The organism is Kluyvera intermedia (genome assembly GCF_021440345.1).
GTDB lineage: Bacteria > Pseudomonadota > Gammaproteobacteria > Enterobacterales > Enterobacteriaceae > Kluyvera > Kluyvera intermedia_A.
In genome coordinates this window covers 16,879-32,666 of the sequence record NZ_JAKCNS010000087.1, presented here as the reverse complement: position 1 = coordinate 32,666, position 15,788 = coordinate 16,879, and the positions used below count along the sequence as shown (strand labels likewise).

Below are 15,788 nucleotides of genomic sequence, written 5' to 3'. Positions count from 1 at the left end.
CTGGTGATGATGTCAATCACCTTTGCTTTGATGCCAATAAAAAATCTGTAAAAGTAGATGTTTATCGACTTTTCGTCTAAAAGTATGGGGCGACGGGCTAGACATGACCATAATATGGTTATCAAATGGTTAAAAAATACCGCGTTAGATGTAAATCATCGACAAAATTAAAAAATGGCTAGTCCGCTTACACAACTTACACGCGTTGCGGCGCACCTTCTCTGGAGAAACTATGCATTCCTCTGTTAACAAAAACGAAAGCCGAACCTTTTTCGGTCACCCTTATCCGCTGGGGTCGCTGTTCTTTACCGAAATGTGGGAGCGATTCTCGTTTTACGGTATTCGCCCATTACTGATTCTGTTTATGGCGGCGACCGTATATGACGGCGGCATGGGACTGGCGCGTGAAAATGCTTCGGCGATTGTCGGGATTTTTGCCGGGACAATGTACCTGGCGGCTCTGCCGGGCGGCTGGTTGGCTGATAACTGGCTCGGCCAGCAAAAGGCCGTATGGTACGGTTCGATTCTGATAGCTCTGGGCCACCTGGCTATCGCGCTGTCTGCCTTTATGGGCGACAACCTGTTCTTTATCGGCCTGATGTTTATCGTGCTGGGTTCCGGGTTATTTAAAACCTGTATCTCGGTGATGGTCGGTACGCTGTATAAAAAGGGCGATGCCCGTCGTGATGGCGGTTTCTCTCTGTTTTATATGGGTATCAACATGGGATCGTTTATCGCGCCGCTGATTTCCGGCTGGCTGATTAAATCGCACGGCTGGCACTGGGGCTTTGGTATCGGCGGTATCGGGATGCTGGTGGCGCTGGTTATCTTCCGCATCTTTGCTGTACCGGCGATGCAACGCTATGACAGCGAAGTGGGGCTGGATTCGACCTGGAATAACCCGGTGGCGAAGAAGCGCGGTGTAGGCGCATGGCTGCTGGCGCTGGCCGTTGGCGTTGCGGTTATCATCACGCTGATTGCGCAGGGTGTCATTGTGATTAACCCGGTCGCGGTAGCAAGCGTGCTGGTGTACGTGATTGCTGCATCGGTCGCACTGTACTTTATCTACCTGTTCGCTTTTGCTGGTCTTAGCCGCAAAGAGCGTGCGCGCCTGTTGGTGTGCTTCATCCTGTTGGTATCCGCAGCGTTCTTCTGGTCTGCCTTTGAACAGAAACCAACGTCGTTTAACTTGTTCGCCAACGACTACACCAACCGTATGATCGGTGATTTTGAGATCCCGGCGGTATGGTTCCAGTCGATTAACGCCCTGTTTATCATCCTGCTGGCCCCAGTATTTAGCTGGGCGTGGCCTGCGCTGGCGCGTAAAAACGTGCGTCCAGGCAGTATCACCAAGTTTGTTATCGGTATTCTGTGCGCCGCGGCGGGCTTTGGTCTGATGATGCTGGCGGCTCAGAACGTGCTGAGTAACGGCGGGGCTGGTGTTTCGCCAATGTGGCTGGTAGGCAGTATTCTGATGCTGACGCTCGGCGAGCTGTGCTTAAGCCCAATTGGCCTGGCAACCATGACGCTGCTGGCGCCGGAAAGAATGCGTGGCCAGATGATGGGACTGTGGTTCTGCGCCAGTGCGCTGGGCAACCTGGCGGCGGGCCTGATTGGTGGTCACGTGAAGGCCGATCAGCTTGATATGCTGCCAGACCTGTTCGCCCGTTGTTCTATCGCGCTGCTGATTTGTGCTGCCGTACTGTGCGTGCTGATTGTGCCGGTACGCCGCATGCTGGAAAACACCAAATCCAGCGCTGGACAAAATTCGGCCACCAACGCGTAATCTCACCTGTATGACGAAAGCCAGCGCCTGTAGCGCTGGCTTTTTTTTGTGCTGAATGGCGTCACCACGAAAAAAAATGAGGCAAAAATCCGTTTTAGCTCACGAAAAAGTGCAATAACGTGAGCGGTTTCTTTGAAATGGCAGCCTGTTTCAGTCCATAGTATAAACTTGTTTACTACGTGGTTAATTTAAGGACAAGCATATGCCAGCAGTCATTGATAAAGCATTGGATTTCATTGGTGGTATGAACACGTCTGAGCCAGTACCACAGTCCATGGATGAAAGTACAGCGAAGGGAATTCTGAACTATTTAAAAGAGTTGGGGACGCCGGTGAGTTCTACCGATGTGACCGAACGCGGTCAGCATGACGGCTGGAATGCCGGGTTTACGGATAAAGTAGCCAACTGGGCCGAGCGAGTCGAATCCGGCGAGCGTATTGTGATTAAACACCCTGAATTCTTCTCTGACTACATGCGCGAGGAACTGAGCTCGCTAGTGTAACCCTGCTTAAGTCGCTCTCACCCGCCTCGTGGGAGCGCTTGTTATCATCTGATTCAAGCAAAAAGGGCTGACGATTTCTCGTCAGCCCTTTTTGTATTTGGTGGCCCCTGTTGGGTTTGAACCAACGACCAAGCGATTATGAGAACGCTGCCCCGCCTTTATAAAACAATAACTTACAGTTAAAACAAAAGCTTAAGCAACGGATGTTATTGGATGTTATTGGATGTTTGAGTTCTGAGGGGGCAGAAAAGGGACATTTTGCCCCAGTGGGTTAAGCGTGATCGCTTCCTGTAAGTGGCTGGGAGCAAAGTGCGCATAACGCATAGTCATTTTTATATCGGTATGCCCGAGAATGTCTTTTAGCACCAATATATTTCCACCGTTCATCATAAAATGGCTGGCAAAAGTGTGGCGTAGAACGTGCGAAAGTTGGCCATCCGGTAAATTCAGATCGGCACGTTCGACGGCTTTCCGAAATGCTGAATAACATGATTTGAAGTAGCGCCCGGGTTTCTCCGGCTTTGGTAGTGCTTCAAAAAAATCCTGACTGATTGGCACCGTTCTGTTTCTGTTGCCTTTTGTCTTGAAAAAGCTGACTTTCAGGTTTTTGATTTGCTTAGTTGTTACAGATTCAGCTTCATCCCATCGCGCACCAGTTAAAAGGCATAAGCAAGCTACCCAATAAGCGCTTTCGTTTCGGCTATTCAGGCATTCAGCCAAGAGCCTGGTTATTTCTTCATGTTCCAGGTATGCCAGTTCAGCTTCCTCTGATTTGAATGGCCGAACATTGGTTAACGGGTTGTCTAGCTTCCAGTGGCCTAGTCGCTTCAATTCGTTGAATACTGCACGAAAATACGCCAGCTCTAAATTCATAGTTCTGGGGGAAACCTGCTTAACGCGAGCCGTTCGGGATATCTCACCAGATAGGCGTTTTTTTCGGTATAGGGAAAACATGGTTGCATCAAATTCATGAGCCAGGGGATCGCCCATACTTTCGCAGGCAAATTCCATCGCACCTTTGCGTTTTTCGCCATCGTCCAGAGTTACCCCGTGTTCATCGAACCACTGGTTTACAAGGTCGCGTAACTTACGGCGATCTTCCTTTCCATCCAGCCAGGGTTTTACATGGACGTTTTCCATGATGTGATTTTGATAAGCTAGCGCTTCACCTTTGGTGGAGAACGTCTTACGGATGCGTTTGCTGGCTTTTCCCTGAGGTTTTCCTTCTGGGTAAAAATCCAGCAGCCATTTACCATCTGCCTGCTTTCTTATGCCCATTATGAGTTCACGATAGTCATTACAACGCGCCCGACAATTTCTATATCTTCCAGCCCGCAGTCAAAAGCCATGCCTACACCGCTAACGCGAACCTTTCTTACCGGGATTCGCGTTAGAGTCCTAATGCTGATTTTACCTTCGATATTCACCAGCCACTCACCATCAAAAACCTCGGCAAATTCCTGATCAAGAATGTACTGCGCCTTTTCATCCAGAACGCAGAATGGTGTGGCGGGAAGAGGCGAGCCAGCTCTAAAAAAGACTTTATCAAACATTGCATAGCCAGATTCATAAAGCTGCCCATCGACTAGTTTTTTGCGTGGGAATTTCATTATGTCTAACTGGTCATCATCGAATTTTTTTCCCTGTCCAGTAGATAGCCATTCAAGGGATGCGCCAGTTTCAGCTACACAGCGTACAACCATATCAGCGGGAAAAATGCCGCGTTTAAATCTAGCGGAAAGGCTGCTTGAAGCCATATCGAAATGCTCGGCGAGCTGCAGTTTTGATGTGAAGCCGTAAGCCTCTACTACTCGATCAAGCACCTCACTACTGTGCCCTATCTGCTCAAAAGGGAATTTGCTCATATCGCTAGCTCTCTCGATTAAGTCGAAATCATGTTGATTTCTCGATTAAGTCGAAGTAGAGTCTCTCCGTGTTGTAGTTTAAATCGAATGTTGTTGAATGTTGCTGCATTCAACCGAATACGGGAGTTTGCCTTATGCGTCCTAACATTACAATCACCATCCCTACCCCATATCTGCCACTAAAAGAGTGGTGCAAGTTGACCAATACTGCGGAAAGTACCGCCCGTGACATGATTCGCGATGGACGTTTACCTATCCGTGGAAAAGGCGATATGCCTAAAGGCCGTGTTGAAATCAATATGGCCGCTCTAACCGTCGAAGCATTAAGCGAATGCAATATTTCGCTTAATGCGTAATCAGTCTTACGGATTAGGGAGAGACTAACAATGTTTGATTATCTCACCTCTAAACATGCGCATTTTGATGCCGCTTGCCGAGTGTTCGCGCTGGAACACAATCTGGAAGATGTGGCCGCTGCCGTTGGTATGCGCCCGCAGATGCTCCGCAATAAGCTGAACCCACTGCAGCCGCACCGCCTTACCTGTGATGAGCTGCTGGCCATTACCGACTTTACAGAAGATGCGCGCTTGCTCGATGGGCTGTTGAGCCAAATCAACTGCCTGCCTTCTGTACCGGTAAATAACGCCACCGGCGAAAACATGCAGTATTGCGCGCTGACAGCTACCGCCAACGTTGGCGCGATTGCTGGGCAAGCGGTATCAGAAGAGCGCATGACCGCCGAACGTAAGAACCAAATCCTTGATCGCGCCCGTGACGCTATTCGCAGCCTTTCCGTGCTGGCGTATGCCGTCGAAAGCCGTTTCCAATCCGCGCCAGTTTTGGCCGCTGCTGTCGATGTTGTGACCAGCGGCGCAGCTGGCTTGATGTGAGGGATCGCCATGAACATTAAACCGTTTGTTACTTACCTCAAGCGCCAGTCACCGCCGCCACAGTTGGCCAGCGGTTCCACTGGCTGGCTGGAGCTGCCGAACGGGCAGCGCTGGAATCCTGGCCATACCTATAAATTCAATACCGATGCTCACCAGCCGCAGAAGGCTGGCCGTGTCCTGCGTTTTGTTTCATCCGTCGTCACGATTCTGGCAAGGGGGGCGTAATGGCCGTTAACCAGACACAGCAGGAAAAGAACCTGGCGCAGCTGGCGCGTATTAAGCGCAAGTATTTCAGTAACAGCAGCGCCGCAGCGGATTGGTGGGACAAGTTAACACCAAAATGGCGCGGGGTGGTGCTTCACGCCGCTGGTGTTAACTCCGGTTCGGATGTGTTCAAAGCGGCATTAAGTCGCTGCAGCTGGCGGGAGCTGTTCGAGCGCCTCGACTATCGGGCGATGATTCAGCTGCGCCAGGGTATTTCCCACGCGCGCGCCACGTTTGAGGGGTTCGGTTCGCTGCGCGATAGCGATTTTTCCCGTCGCACAGCTGCACGGCCGGAACAGGGCAAGCAAGGCAATCCAATTTTTTCAGGGACGGTGCAAATGGTTGTTGCACCGGCTGCAGTACAAAACATGTTGGCAAAACAGCAGGGAGTTCAGGAATGAGCGTTATTTCAGTTGATAGTAAAACGTTGGGGCAGGAGCTGGCCGCCTGGGGCGTACCACACAATTATGCGATGGCCTTTGCAGGCAAAAGCATTGTTAAGAATGGCCGCATTGGGCTGCACTCTTTCTTCTTCAATGACACTGAACATCTAACTAACCAGCGCCACTGGCTTGCTATAAACGCCGCCTTCTGGTGCTGCGTGTATCGCGAGGCCGAAAGCAAAGAAGCGCAGATTGAAGCGATAGCAGGTATCCGCGCGATCTTCTATGCAGCTGGCGGGTTAGGTGCGGGAGAAATTAAAGCGCTGATCCAGGAGTGGTGGCGCAATACGTTTGAGCTGCACCACATACCGGCACCGAACTACACCGCCGTAACAAAAACCGCCTTTCTTCACTAATTAACCGCCTGAATTTTTGGCCATCGTTTCGGTGGCCGGGGATTCTTTTGCCTTAAGGAAACCGATATGGCTCAGATTCGTAAAGATGTAACCGTTTCAGCCTCAGCAGCGAACTTTCAGGAGATGCTGAAAATAGCCGTTAATGACGGCAAAACCGCTGCAGCGGATTTGTGTTCTACCCGCCTGGATAAGTTGGCCGCTCATGCTGCAGTTGAGGGCTTGAGCGCCGCTGAAATTATTGAACTTATCCGCGAAGAGGCTGCAGCTATCTGTAGTAAAGGTGGTGCAGCATGGCAGTAATCGTTCACCAGGTGAAAATCGCCCCTAAATACTTTGGCGCAGTTGTCGCTGGCCAGAAGAAAGCCGAACTGCGTAAGAATGACCGAGCCTACAAAGTGGGCGATCTTCTTTCGCTGTGCGAGTGGAAACACGGCAAATTTACTGGCCGGGAGTGGGCTGCAGCTATTACCCATGTTCTGCCGGTAAATGAAGTCATCGCGGGTACTGATGGCTGGGTGGTTCTGTCTATCCGCACAATGTCACCGCTTGAGGCGTTGACCTATGTTGTATCTGGCGGCGTAGCTGACCTGCTGAATAGCGGGGTTGCATATGACCGTTAAAACTCCGCTTAAGTGGGTTGGCAGCAAAGCCCGAATCATGCCGCAGCTAAAGCAGCACCTGCCGGAAGGTAAACGCCTTATTGAGCCGTTTGCCGGTTCCTGTTCTGTCATGATGAATACCAATTATGACGAATACCTTATTGCAGACGTTAACCCGGATTTAATCGGGTTTTATCGTGCAGCAGCTGCTGCACCGCTTGATTTGATTGACCGTGCAAAGCACCTGTTTGAAACATTTAATACTGAGGATGGCTATTACGATAGTCGTGATTCTTTCAATCATGACGCCGATCTGGAATGGCGGCCGGCACTGTTTCTTTTCCTGAACCGCCACGGTTTTAACGGCCTGTGCCGCTACAACAAATCAGGTCGTTTCAATGTGCCTTATGGCAGATACAAAAAGCCTTACTTTCCTGAGGATGAAATAAAAGCGTTTGCTGAAAAGGCAAAACGCGCCACTTTCGTATGCGCAAATTATTCCGAAACGCTTGATATGGTTAGGGATGGGTTCGATGTAGTTTATTGCGATCCGCCTTATTTGACCGAATCCGGGAACTTTACCGCCTACCATGAGCGCGGTTTTAACCATATGGATCAAGGTCGCTTAGCGCGTAAACTCCGCCGCCTGGCAGGGAAGGGAATTAGCGTTATTGCTTCAAACAGTAATCTGGATACTGTGCGTTCTCTCTATGCTGGTTTTGAGGCTGTAAGCATAAGTGCGCCGCGTAGTGTTGGCGCTGCCGCGGATAGCGTGAAAACTGCCGCTGAACTTATTTTAAAGGCTGGCGTATGACGCTGGCCGTTAATGAAAATAGCCATGCCGTCGATAGTTGGCGGCGTGACACATTCGCGCCGGGTACGCCTGCAGATGCAACTATCACAGAGCGGCGCTTGTGGGCGAAAAACCCACAGGACTACGCCTGGCGTTCACAATACCTTCACGAGATACCCGACTGGCTAGCCGGGTATTTTGGCAATCGTTACGAAAAGCTATTGGCTGGCAGTGACGGGCGTCGCCGTGCCAATACGTTCCTGCGCAAGACCATCGGCGGGAACGTATTGCCACGCCTGCGCAAAGTTGCGGCGCGCTATCAGCTGCCCGCAGATGTTTCAGATCTCCCCTTTGGTAAATCTCTTGCCCGCCTGCCTTCACTGGATCGCGCCGACTTGAAAAAACTAGCTGGCCAGGTAGCTACCTGGCTGGCCAAAGCGCTTTACGAGTTCACCGATCGCTTTCCTGGTGAAGCCAAAGACGATAAAGAAATTTCCCGCCGAACCGGTGAGGCTTACATCCATCTGGGTGAATTGGTGTTGAGTATCAATTTTGCTGTGCCTTATTGGTCTGCCCTGGTCGCTGACAATTTGACGGTTCGCCAGGCTGAGTCGGGCATTTTGCGCATGATGTCGCCGGAATGGTGGTATGTGCGCATTAAAAGGGCGCGTGATCTGCAGCGGGAACATATGGCCATTGCTGTTGGCCAGGTGCAGAAAGCGGCTAGTGCCTATGTTTCCCGCAAAACTTTGGGTGAGTGGATAGAGCAGAAAAAACGCAATCTGGAGTTCTTCAAAAAGTTTGACCTGATGAATGATGAAGGCAACCGCATTGCGCTGGATAGCATGGTTCACCGCAGCGTTGCCAACCCTGCGATCCGTCGCTGTGAATTAATGGTACGAATGAGAGGATTTGAAGATATGGCTAATGAAGAGGGGCTGGCCGGAGAGTTCTATACGATCACCGCGCCATCAAGTTATCACGCGGTTTACAACAAAGGTGGTTTTGTTAGCCAGTGGAATGGCGCAAGCCCACAGGATACCCAGCGTTATTTATGTAATGTATGGGCAAAAGCCCGCGCTGCTATTTCCCGTGCGGGTATTCATGTCTTTGGTTTTCGTGTTGTGGAGCCGCACCATGATGGCACTCCCCACTGGCATATGCTGCTGTTTATGCGCCCGGAACATGTGGCGGAAGTGCGTGATATTCTTTGTTATCACGCCCGTGTAACTGATTCAGAAGAGTTACAAACCCCCCAGGCGCTTAAGGCGCGTTTTCACGTTGAGCCAATCGATCCGGAAAAAGGTTCCGCCACTGGCTACATCGCTAAATATATTTCAAAAAACATTGATGGATTCTCCCTAGACGGCGAAACGGATGATGAAACCGGGGAAAGCCTGCGTGATATGGCCAAAGCTGTAACGGCATGGGCATCCCGCTGGCGTATTCGTCAATTTCAGCAAATAGGCGGTGCGCCGGTCACTGTCTGGCGGGAGTTGCGCCGCTTGCGTGATCAACGCCTGGTGGATAAGCGAATGGATGCAGTGTTGGCTGCTGCAGATGTCGGGTGCTGGGCATCATACACGCGGGAACAAGGCGGCGCTTTGGTTGCCCGTCGTGATCTGGTTGTTCGCCTGGCTTATGAAATTACCGAACAGGGAAACGAATACGCGGAGGACGTCCAGCGCGTACAGGGTGTTTATTCTCCCCTTATTCCTGATTCCGAAGTTTGCACCCGCCTGGTTAAGTGGCAGAAGGTTGCGAAGTTGGCCGAAGCGCCAGCGGAGGCTGGTTTTGACCTTGACCTTAATCACCCTCGGAGTTCTGTCAATAACTGTACGGAGGGTGGAACCCGCAGGCGGTTAAAACTGGAACTGAATAAACGGGGTTACGTTGGTTCTGATGATGAAATAGCCATTCTGATGCGCGGCGGTGGGCTGATTTATGGCAGCGGGGCGCTGATTTATCGAAATGGGCAGCTGCAGGAGCGCAGAGGGGATGTTATCCATGAACAATGGCCGGGATGGCAGTAAATTGATAATCATATGATCCGTATAAAGTTATCCCGGTAAATGTGGATGTTTCAATTTACATTTAGTGCTTTAATGTATACTGTGTATTTATACAGTATATCGTTTTCGTGAGGGCTTCATGGATATGTTAGAGGCGACAGCACAGCTGGAGCGCATTGAACTGCTGGCAAAAATCGCCCATGTCAGCGACAGCAGCACAAAGGAAAAGACGATCGCACTAGTTTGGATTGGTGAGATTGTTGAAGGAATGCGAGTGGAAATAAAAAACCCCCAGAACGGGGGCGTTTTACGCGGCGGGTGCGGCTTTAAGTAAGTCCAGCGCCATTTGCTTTTGGTTCGGTGAAAGCGAGCTAAGCAGCTGCTGAACCAGAGCATCACCCGTTTTCGCGCTGGGGCTGAGAGTGTGGGAGAAAGTTAAATTCATTACAAAAGTATGCCCACACTCCACATCTGAGCAGGCACAGTAAATATCCGCAATCTGCCGGTGTTTCCGGTTAGTTTTACGAATGATGGCCTTTGCGCCGCATTCCGGGCATTCAATTTTTAGTACGCGCATATTCCATTCTCCGGCCGTCAAAATATGCCTGGATTTTAGCCTGTTTTGCCTCATGCCGCACCCTTATCAGTTGATTCATCGGCAAAATTCAGGTGCAGGTGTGCAGGAATTTCGGGATCGCTGTTAACCGCTGCCGCAAATCGGCGCTGGATAGGGCGCGATTCGCTTTTTTTATACACGCGCTCTGCTTTTTCAGGGTCGCCAAGTCCGGCAGTATTCTGCGGAACGATACCCGCCAGCCCGGCCGGGAAGCGGTGGGCGTTCAGAATGTCCTGCGCGCTGATGTTCTTCACGCTGGCAAATTCATCCTTTGCGGAAATATCCCCCATTTCGATGAACTTGATGGCGTCACCTTCTCCGCCCGGGATGTTCACCAGGATGGTGGAGAAGTTACCGATCCCTTTGCTGTCTCGCAGCTGCTGTTCAATCTCTTCTTCCATTTCATCTGTCATGCTGGGGTCGCGCGTATACAGAATGCCGCCAGTGTGTGCGCCGTTGTGATAGTAGCGACGGCGGAAAATGACTGCCTCACTGTTCAGTAGCGCGGAATGCACACCGCCGATGTAGTCCGGCAGGCCATAAATGTGCTGCTGCGGGTCGTACATCTTGATAAAAATAATGTCCTCTTCCGGGTAAATCAGCGGCTCACCTTCCTGCAGTACCACGTAATCCCCCGGCACGTTGCGATCTTCCTCGCGTACCTTGCGGCGGCGCAGGTATAGACCGGGCAGCGCTTCCAGCCCGATAACGTCACCCCAGCCATTACGCACTTTGGCTATCGCCACGTCGCCAAAGGTCAAAAAATCAAAGGTTGCCGCTTCCAGTTCGTCATACGTCAGACCGCCGCCCTGATAGTCGGACATAATCATATTTTTTCGGGCGTGGATGATGCCGCCGTGCTGGCCATTCAGGTTAATCAGCTGTGACAGTGCCAGCCGGTCAATCGGCAGGGTGAAATGGTCTGCGCCATTGTCATACCAGATATCACGGTAATCCGTGCCGGTGGTCAGAATCGGTTCCGGTTTGCCGAAAGAAATGATGCTCATTTTTTTTGACTGCTCGGCGCGCTGCCCGCGTTTCACAAATTTCTTTTTCTTCATGCTGCCTTCTTCACTCCCCAGCGGGATTTTGGTTTGTTTTCATAGTTCAGCGGTTCATTGTGCAGGGCGTGAGTAATCGCCCAGAATGATTCCGCGTGGCCAGTTTCGGGGCTGCGGTCTGCGACAAAGGTCATTGCATTGCCGCTTTGCGTGGTGGTGCGACGAATGGCCATAAAGCTGGCCGGGATCTCTTTCAGGTTTTTATCCCATTCAATACGCTGGCTTTCGACCACATCGGCGGCTTTCAGTACCAGCTGATTTTTGGTGTTCAGGTCATAGCGAATCGGAACGGCCACGCGCATGGCAAAGTGTTGGATGTTGTCAAAAACACCCTGGCCGATGCCGGTCACGTCGACGCCCAGATAGGTGAAGTTGTATTTTTTGAACAGGGTTTCGATCTGCTTTGCCTGCCAGCGGAAGTTCATGCCTTTCCAGTTAAATACTGCCAGTACGCGGAACTTCTCCACGGCCAGTTCAGGCGGGGCGATTATCACGAAACAGGACAAATCACCGCTGCGCGCCGGGTCAAAGCCACCCCATACGGGGCGATTGCCGAACGGCCGCGCCGCGTTCGGTTCGTGATCCTGCCAGGTCTCAATTTCAACGCCGCAGGCTTCCAGGTCGGAAAAGCTGAAAACAGAATCTTTGCTGTCCACGAAAACGCACATATAGAGCATGTTGAATGTGGTTTCGTTGTATCGGTTCCGCAGCTTCTCAATGCTGGCCAGGTTGAAGCCACCGGCGATCGCGTCCTCCATCGTGATGATGTAGCGCCATTGGCCATCCGGGCAGAGTCGGCCACCGTTGCGCATTTCATCGAATAACGGAAATTTGATGGCGCTGCGTTTCTTGCTGCCTTGCTTCCACTCTTCACCGGTCCAAAACGGGTACGCCTGGTGAGTTTTGGCGGAAGGCGTGGAAAAGTAGGTGGTGCGCCATTTGTCGTGTGTGGCCATTGCGCTGGCCACTTCGTTCAGGCGCGCAAAGTTCGGCACCCAAAGATATTCATCGCAGTACAAATGACCGCTGTATGACTGCGCGGTGTTTTTGTTGGTAGAAAGAAAGCGCAGCTCTGCGCCATTGCTTAAGCGGATCGGGTTGCCGGTCAGAGTGATGCCAAAATACTGCTCTGCAATGTTGACGATGTAAGAGCGGAAAACCTCCGCCTGTGCTCTTGACGCTGACAGGAAGATTTGTGGATCGCCGGTCATGACCGCATTTTCAAACGCTTCAAATGCAAAGTACCAGGTTGCACCGATCTGGCGGCTTTTCAGGATATTGCGCACCGCCTGGCCAATGTTCTGGCGCAGGTGCTTCTGATAGCCAAAAAGATGCTCATCTGCCCAGGTGTCGAAATCGTCCTGGGTGAGTGATGAAATATCGTTTTTCTTGTATTTGCGTTTACTGCGCGGTTCGTCGTCGTCACCGTCGCGCGGCGCAGCTGCTTGCCCATTCCCCTGGCCGGTGGCCATCTTCTCTTTATGCTTATTGTTTTGTGCGCGCAACTTAGTGGCGTGAGCAATCAGCAAATCCATTTCTTTTAAGTCGAGATCGGTTTTATTGTCGCGGCTGGCCAGCAGCTGGTAGCGGCGTTCAATCGCCTCTTCTGTGCTTTCGTGGCTGAGCAAATTAGCCCAGCCATTTTTTTCAGCCCAGTAGTAAACGATCCGCGCGTTCGGCAGATTTAATTCTGATGCAATTTCTTTAGGTGTATAGCGGCGCAGGTAAAGAGCGCGCGCAACGCCTTTTAATTCTTCTGAGTATTTAGCCATAGATTTAATTATGCCGTGGCCAGAGATAAAAAACGGCGGGGTTAATTCGTGACTGTTCGGTAATGGCGTATAACCGAACTGAACAGAATAAAGCGTAATGCGCTGCCGGGTTTAATTCGCAATAATTCAATTCGCAGCAGGATATTCAGTAAGTCGGCAGGGGAGAAAATATGTGTCGCATTTAAAAACTGACTGGCTGTGTGTTGCTACCGAAGGGGATACCGTTGATGGGCGGGATATTAAGCGGCAGTGGATTATTGATATGGGGGAAACCTACGATTATAGCCACTACGTCGCATTAATCTGGCCAGAACATGAAGATGATTGCGGCAATTTTGGTGAGGTGCTGGAAACCTCCTGGCGCGATGGTGATGATGGGCTGGCGCGTTTGTATGTAAGCCTTTGTCCTAATATGCGTCTGATTTTCGCCAATCATGAAGATCAGCTGCTTTTCTTCTCTATCGAACCGGAAGAGAACTGGCGCGGCAGCGGGCGCACGTACCTGAAGGGGCTGGCGGTGACTGATACACCCGCCAGTGTTGGCACTACACGGCTGCGCTTTAGCACGCGGCGCAAGTTATCGAAGCGGGGATATTACAAATGTGTAATTTCCCATGATGGCAAAATTAAACAGGAAGAGAAAATGAAGAACTGGCAGAAATTGTTTGGTATTCAGCCGAAGTTTGAAGAGGAAACAACGCAGGGTGATGCGCCAGCGGGTGACGACAAACTTCAGGCATTGGCTAGCGCTCTTAATGAGCTTGAAGGCCGTGTGGGTAAAATTGAAACCCAGCTTAATTCTGTATCGGAAGATGTAGAAACAATTGCTGAGGTCGTGGATACAGAAGAGTTTTCCGCTATTCGCGATAATGCATCTGAAATTGTTAAACGTTTTAGCGCTCTGGATAAAAAGCCCGGTGGTAATAAATCGCGCAATATTCCGGGGAAAGCAGGCAAATTTAAATACATCTAATTCGCCACGCGTAACACCTTAACGATTAACTAATTTATCGCGTTATAGCGAGGGAGTTTTATGTTTTTAAATCAACGTGCACGAAGCCTGATGAAGCAATATTGCTCCGGTCTGGCTGAAAGTTACGGCCAGGAAGATGCGAGCCTTTATTTCTCGTTAACCGATCCGCAAGAAACTAGCCTGCGTATGGCGTTGCTGGAGGCGGTCGAGTTCCTGAACATGATTACCTGCGCCGATGTGGATCAGTTGTCCGGCCAGGTTATTTCCGTGGGTTCTTCTGCGCTGCACACCGGCCGTAATGAGTCCGGGCGTTTTATGCGTCGTGTGGGTGTCGATGGTAATGATTATAAGCTGGTTGAAACTGACAGCTGCGCCGCGCTGCGCTGGGATTTGCTTTCTGTTTGGGCTAACGCCGGGCGTGAAGAAAACGAGTTTTTCAACCTGGTTCAGACCTTCTCTAATCAGGCGTTTGCGCTGGATATGCTGCGCATCGGTTTCAACGGTACCAGCGTGGCCAAGACCACTGATCCGACTGCAAACCCGATGGGCGAGGATGTGAATATTGGCTGGCATGCCCGGATGAAGTCTTTCAACGGCGGCAATCAGATTATGACCGATCCGATTGTGCTGGACGACAAAGGCGACTACCGCGGCCTTGATGCAATGGCGTCCGATCTGATTAACACCAAAATCCCGGCACAATTCCGTAATGACCCGCGCCTGGTGGTGCTGGTTGGCGCTGACCTGGTGGCGGCGGAACAGTATCGACTGTATCAGGCTGCAGACCGTCCATCTGAGAAGATTGCGGCGCAGATGCTGGGCAGCACCATTGCAGGCCGTAAGGCCATTATCCCGCCGTTCATGCCGGGTAAACGCATGGTGGTTACACCGCTTAGTAACCTGCACATCTACACCCAGCGCAACACGCGCCAGCGTAAAGCGGAATTTGTTGAAGACCGTAAGCAGTACGAAAACAAATACCTGCGCAACGAAGGCTATGCGGTTGAAGAGCCGGAGCTGTATGCCGCGATTGATGAAGACGCGGTAACAATCGGCACCGTCACCGAACAACCGGAGGGCTGATAAATGGCACTTTCTCCCGCGCAACGGCACAGCCAGCGAATCGCCACAGAACAGCGCCTGAAACAAAGCCAGGCGGTGGATAGCCGCGAAAGCATGCATGTGCTGCTTGCTGCGCTTGAAAAAGATGTGGCGCTGGCAAGAAGCCTGCCGGTGATAGCCGATCGTGTCGTGTTAAAGCGTGATGTGCTGCTGCCGCGCTGGATGCCTACCGTGGAAGCCTATCTGGCCAGCGGGCAGAACTACGCCAACCCGATTCTTGCCTGGTGCGTGATCTGGCTGTTTGACGTAGGCGAGCTGGAAAAGGCGCTGGATTGGGCTGATATCGCAATCAGCCAGCAGCAGGCCACACCGGAACGGCTGCGCAGCAATTTCCCTACGTTTGTGGCCGATACGATGCTGGCCTGGGCGGAGGAGTCTGCCGGGCGCGGAGAAAGTATTGAGCCGTATTTCTCACGCACCTTTGACCGCGTGGCGAATACCTGGCGTTTGCATGAGCAGGTTACAGCTAAATGGTTCAAGTTTGCCGGGCTGGAGCTGCTGCGCGGGGAAGATGGCCAGAAAACGCCAGCGGCCGTGGATGATGTGGAAACGCTGGAAAAGGCCGATCAGCTGCTGGCTATCGCTGAAAAGCATTATTTCAGAATTGGCGTGAAAACCGCCCGGCAGACTATTGCCGCACGTCTGCGCAAATTGACGCAGGGTTAACGACTACCGACAGCCAAGCGGGCGCGGTGGAGGGCAGCGCACAGACCGTGCATCTGCGCCGTGGAAAC

The 15,788-nt window shown here is 51.5% G+C and carries 20 protein-coding genes; 15 read left to right on the top strand and 5 right to left on the bottom strand.

Going from position 1 to position 15,788, the window contains the following annotated elements:
* The first annotated feature begins 232 nt into the window (after nucleotides 1-232).
* Nucleotides 233-1,786 (top strand): peptide MFS transporter, encoded by a 1,554-nt coding sequence (locus LZ634_RS19885; RefSeq protein ID WP_234508303.1) that lies wholly within the window; start codon nucleotides 233-235, stop codon nucleotides 1,784-1,786.
* 202 nt (nucleotides 1,787-1,988) lie between these two features.
* Nucleotides 1,989-2,288, top strand: coding sequence for a DUF1889 family protein (locus tag LZ634_RS19880; RefSeq protein ID WP_234508301.1), 300 nt, complete (start codon nucleotides 1,989-1,991; stop codon nucleotides 2,286-2,288).
* A gap of 216 nt (nucleotides 2,289-2,504) precedes the next feature.
* On the opposite strand, the gene LZ634_RS19875 is transcribed toward LZ634_RS19880, so the two are convergent.
* Nucleotides 2,505-3,566: a tyrosine-type recombinase/integrase gene (locus tag LZ634_RS19875; RefSeq protein ID WP_234508300.1), complete on the bottom strand. Its 1,062-nt coding sequence runs from the start codon at nucleotides 3,564-3,566 to the stop codon at nucleotides 2,505-2,507.
* Nucleotides 3,566-4,153 carry a phage repressor protein CI gene (locus LZ634_RS19870; RefSeq protein WP_234508298.1) on the bottom strand — a complete coding sequence of 196 codons (588 nt, stop codon included), beginning with the start codon at nucleotides 4,151-4,153 and terminating at the stop codon, nucleotides 3,566-3,568. The genes LZ634_RS19875 and LZ634_RS19870 overlap by 1 nt, the downstream gene beginning before the upstream one ends.
* A 134-nt stretch (nucleotides 4,154-4,287) precedes the next feature.
* Between LZ634_RS19870 and LZ634_RS19865 the strand changes: the two genes are divergently transcribed.
* From LZ634_RS19865 to LZ634_RS19820, 10 genes are all read left to right on the top strand, one after another.
* Nucleotides 4,288-4,509, top strand: coding sequence for a helix-turn-helix domain-containing protein (locus LZ634_RS19865; protein WP_234508296.1), 222 nt, complete (start codon nucleotides 4,288-4,290; stop codon nucleotides 4,507-4,509).
* 30 nt (nucleotides 4,510-4,539) lie between these two features.
* Nucleotides 4,540-5,043, top strand: a complete 504-nt coding sequence (locus LZ634_RS19860) for a phage regulatory CII family protein (protein ID WP_202217353.1) — start codon at nucleotides 4,540-4,542, stop codon at nucleotides 5,041-5,043.
* A gap of 15 nt (nucleotides 5,044-5,058) precedes the next feature.
* Entirely contained in the window at nucleotides 5,059-5,268 is a 210-nt protein-coding gene (locus LZ634_RS19855; RefSeq protein WP_234508310.1) for a phage filamentation protein Fil family protein, read from the top strand.
* Complete coding sequence (locus LZ634_RS19850; RefSeq protein WP_234508293.1) at nucleotides 5,268-5,708, top strand: hypothetical protein; 441 nt, start codon at nucleotides 5,268-5,270, stop codon at nucleotides 5,706-5,708. Before LZ634_RS19855 ends, LZ634_RS19850 begins: the two co-directional genes overlap by 1 nt.
* Nucleotides 5,705-6,106, top strand: a complete 402-nt coding sequence (locus tag LZ634_RS19845) for a hypothetical protein (RefSeq protein ID WP_234508291.1) — start codon at nucleotides 5,705-5,707, stop codon at nucleotides 6,104-6,106. Before LZ634_RS19850 ends, LZ634_RS19845 begins: the two co-directional genes overlap by 4 nt.
* 66 nt (nucleotides 6,107-6,172) lie before the next feature.
* Nucleotides 6,173-6,406, top strand: coding sequence for a DUF2732 family protein (locus LZ634_RS19840; protein ID WP_414467752.1), 234 nt, complete (start codon nucleotides 6,173-6,175; stop codon nucleotides 6,404-6,406).
* Nucleotides 6,397-6,726 carry a DUF3850 domain-containing protein gene (locus LZ634_RS19835; protein WP_234508289.1) on the top strand — a complete coding sequence of 110 codons (330 nt, stop codon included), beginning with the start codon at nucleotides 6,397-6,399 and terminating at the stop codon, nucleotides 6,724-6,726. The genes LZ634_RS19840 and LZ634_RS19835 overlap by 10 nt, the downstream gene beginning before the upstream one ends.
* A complete protein-coding gene (locus LZ634_RS19830) occupies nucleotides 6,716-7,519 on the top strand; it encodes a DNA adenine methylase (RefSeq protein ID WP_234508287.1) in 804 nt (267 codons plus the stop codon). Before LZ634_RS19835 ends, LZ634_RS19830 begins: the two co-directional genes overlap by 11 nt.
* Entirely contained in the window at nucleotides 7,516-9,531 is a 2,016-nt protein-coding gene (locus tag LZ634_RS19825) for a replication endonuclease (RefSeq protein ID WP_234508284.1), read from the top strand. The genes LZ634_RS19830 and LZ634_RS19825 overlap by 4 nt, the downstream gene beginning before the upstream one ends.
* A 118-nt stretch (nucleotides 9,532-9,649) precedes the next feature.
* Nucleotides 9,650-9,844: a hypothetical protein gene (locus LZ634_RS19820; RefSeq protein ID WP_234508283.1), complete on the top strand. Its 195-nt coding sequence runs from the start codon at nucleotides 9,650-9,652 to the stop codon at nucleotides 9,842-9,844.
* Here LZ634_RS19820 and LZ634_RS19815 read toward each other — a convergent pair.
* Genes LZ634_RS19815 through LZ634_RS19805 form a run of 3 tightly spaced genes read right to left on the bottom strand, consistent with a single transcriptional unit; the run spans nucleotide 9,818 to nucleotide 12,959 of the window.
* Nucleotides 9,818-10,141, bottom strand: coding sequence for an ogr/Delta-like zinc finger family protein (locus LZ634_RS19815; protein WP_234508281.1), 324 nt, complete (start codon nucleotides 10,139-10,141; stop codon nucleotides 9,818-9,820). The genes LZ634_RS19820 and LZ634_RS19815 overlap by 27 nt on opposite strands.
* Nucleotides 10,138-11,187 (bottom strand): phage portal protein, encoded by a 1,050-nt coding sequence (locus LZ634_RS19810; RefSeq protein WP_234508279.1) that lies wholly within the window; start codon nucleotides 11,185-11,187, stop codon nucleotides 10,138-10,140. Before LZ634_RS19810 ends, LZ634_RS19815 begins: the two co-directional genes overlap by 4 nt.
* On the bottom strand, nucleotides 11,184-12,959 hold the full coding sequence (locus LZ634_RS19805; RefSeq protein WP_234508276.1) for a terminase large subunit domain-containing protein: 1,776 nt from the start codon (nucleotides 12,957-12,959) through the stop codon (nucleotides 11,184-11,186). Before LZ634_RS19805 ends, LZ634_RS19810 begins: the two co-directional genes overlap by 4 nt.
* 172 nt (nucleotides 12,960-13,131) lie before the next feature.
* On the opposite strand from LZ634_RS19805, the gene LZ634_RS19800 reads away from it, so the two are divergent.
* The 3 genes from LZ634_RS19800 to gpM are packed head-to-tail and all read left to right on the top strand — an operon-like array spanning nucleotide 13,132 to nucleotide 15,720.
* Complete coding sequence (locus LZ634_RS19800; RefSeq protein WP_234508274.1) at nucleotides 13,132-13,932, top strand: GPO family capsid scaffolding protein; 801 nt, start codon at nucleotides 13,132-13,134, stop codon at nucleotides 13,930-13,932.
* Nucleotides 13,933-13,992: 60 nt separating this feature from the next.
* Complete coding sequence (locus LZ634_RS19795) at nucleotides 13,993-15,015, top strand: phage major capsid protein, P2 family (protein WP_234508272.1); 1,023 nt, start codon at nucleotides 13,993-13,995, stop codon at nucleotides 15,013-15,015.
* Nucleotides 15,016-15,018: 3 nt separating this feature from the next.
* Nucleotides 15,019-15,720 (top strand): phage terminase small subunit, encoded by a 702-nt coding sequence (gene gpM, locus LZ634_RS19790; RefSeq protein WP_234508269.1) that lies wholly within the window; start codon nucleotides 15,019-15,021, stop codon nucleotides 15,718-15,720.
* Nucleotides 15,721-15,788 lie beyond the last annotated feature (68 nt).

Excerpts from the sequence above, each read along its gene's own strand:
- LZ634_RS19840 (WP_414467752.1), top strand. The coding sequence starts at position 6,173 with ATGGCTCAGATTCGTAAAGATGTAACCGTTTCAGCCTCAGCAGCGAAC.
- LZ634_RS19875 (WP_234508300.1), bottom strand. The coding sequence starts at position 3,566 with ATGGGCATAAGAAAGCAGGCAGATGGTAAATGGCTGCTGGATTTTTAC.
- LZ634_RS19820 (WP_234508283.1), top strand. The coding sequence starts at position 9,650 with ATGGATATGTTAGAGGCGACAGCACAGCTGGAGCGCATTGAACTGCTG.
- LZ634_RS19810 (WP_234508279.1), bottom strand. The coding sequence starts at position 11,187 with ATGAAGAAAAAGAAATTTGTGAAACGCGGGCAGCGCGCCGAGCAGTCA.
- LZ634_RS19815 (WP_234508281.1), bottom strand. The coding sequence starts at position 10,141 with ATGAGGCAAAACAGGCTAAAATCCAGGCATATTTTGACGGCCGGAGAA.
- LZ634_RS19825 (WP_234508284.1), top strand. The coding sequence starts at position 7,516 with ATGACGCTGGCCGTTAATGAAAATAGCCATGCCGTCGATAGTTGGCGG.
- LZ634_RS19805 (WP_234508276.1), bottom strand. The coding sequence starts at position 12,959 with ATGGCTAAATACTCAGAAGAATTAAAAGGCGTTGCGCGCGCTCTTTAC.
- LZ634_RS19830 (WP_234508287.1), top strand. The coding sequence starts at position 6,716 with ATGACCGTTAAAACTCCGCTTAAGTGGGTTGGCAGCAAAGCCCGAATC.
- LZ634_RS19885 (WP_234508303.1), top strand. The coding sequence starts at position 233 with ATGCATTCCTCTGTTAACAAAAACGAAAGCCGAACCTTTTTCGGTCAC.
- LZ634_RS19865 (WP_234508296.1), top strand. The coding sequence starts at position 4,288 with ATGCGTCCTAACATTACAATCACCATCCCTACCCCATATCTGCCACTA.
- gpM (WP_234508269.1), top strand. The coding sequence starts at position 15,019 with ATGGCACTTTCTCCCGCGCAACGGCACAGCCAGCGAATCGCCACAGAA.
- LZ634_RS19795 (WP_234508272.1), top strand. The coding sequence starts at position 13,993 with ATGTTTTTAAATCAACGTGCACGAAGCCTGATGAAGCAATATTGCTCC.
- LZ634_RS19870 (WP_234508298.1), bottom strand. The coding sequence starts at position 4,153 with ATGAGCAAATTCCCTTTTGAGCAGATAGGGCACAGTAGTGAGGTGCTT.
- LZ634_RS19850 (WP_234508293.1), top strand. The coding sequence starts at position 5,268 with ATGGCCGTTAACCAGACACAGCAGGAAAAGAACCTGGCGCAGCTGGCG.
- LZ634_RS19835 (WP_234508289.1), top strand. The coding sequence starts at position 6,397 with ATGGCAGTAATCGTTCACCAGGTGAAAATCGCCCCTAAATACTTTGGC.
- LZ634_RS19860 (WP_202217353.1), top strand. The coding sequence starts at position 4,540 with ATGTTTGATTATCTCACCTCTAAACATGCGCATTTTGATGCCGCTTGC.
- LZ634_RS19880 (WP_234508301.1), top strand. The coding sequence starts at position 1,989 with ATGCCAGCAGTCATTGATAAAGCATTGGATTTCATTGGTGGTATGAAC.
- LZ634_RS19845 (WP_234508291.1), top strand. The coding sequence starts at position 5,705 with ATGAGCGTTATTTCAGTTGATAGTAAAACGTTGGGGCAGGAGCTGGCC.